The sequence below is a fragment of the Nocardiopsis rhodophaea genome, assembly GCF_039530945.1.
In the GTDB taxonomy this organism is placed as follows: domain Bacteria; phylum Actinomycetota; class Actinomycetes; order Streptosporangiales; family Streptosporangiaceae; genus Nocardiopsis_C; species Nocardiopsis_C rhodophaea.
On the sequence record NZ_BAAAPC010000067.1, the window covers coordinates 1 to 651 of the forward strand.

The following is a 651-nucleotide window of genomic DNA, read 5'->3' on the forward strand; positions in this document are numbered from 1 at the left end:
CTGAACGCGATTCTGACGCAGACACCGCAAAAAGAGATGTTTTACCCCGGAAAAACAGGAAGGATGCGTCAGGATCGTTTTCAGCTCGCTGCATAGCTATGCATGAAAGCGAATGGTGATCACTTTGGGAGCTTACGGTGTTCATACCGTCAGTTTTCGACAGTTTTCTCTCCGGGAAGCTAATCTGCCATAAGCCTGGATAACAGGGCACGGTGATACTCCGTAATAGCGATCAGCACCTCCGCATACTCCCTGTCCCCGACACGCTTGCCGTCGATAAAGAGTTTTTTCTGTAACGCCCCCAGTCTCATAACTTCTTTCAGTACCCGATCATCAGTCAGTGAGTTAACTTTCTTACCGAGAGCTGCCGCCCGTAAAAAACCGGAAACGGTCTTGCCGCATTCAGCAGCCCTTTTTCTGATTTCCTGGTCTTCTTCTGCCGTCAGACGAACAGGGCGACTGATAGCCCGCCTGCGCGTATTACTTCCACTTCGTTTTGTCATAAAACATGGCTCCGTATCTGACATGGGTGTCGGGGCAAAGCCCTGACCAGGGCAATTGTAATAGCGTGCATGTATGCGCGGTATAACAATTGCACATCCTGTCCTGTCAGCAAGCTCGAATTACCGACAAAGGCACGGCAGTTTTTTG

Annotated in this window: 1 protein-coding gene; it reads right to left on the reverse strand. The window is 50.1% G+C overall.

Annotated elements, in window-relative coordinates; all coding sequences use genetic code 11:
- Nucleotides 1-179: 179 nt before the first annotated feature.
- On the reverse strand, nucleotides 180-503 hold the full coding sequence (gene mobA, locus ABD259_RS25680; protein ID WP_000166966.1) for a plasmid mobilization protein MobA: 324 nt from the start codon (nucleotides 501-503) through the stop codon (nucleotides 180-182).
- Nucleotides 504-651: the final 148 nt, after the last annotated feature.

Coding starts and splice junctions, on each gene's coding strand:
- mobA (WP_000166966.1), bottom strand. CDS start 503: ATGACAAAACGAAGTGGAAGTAATACGCGCAGGCGGGCTATCAGTCGC.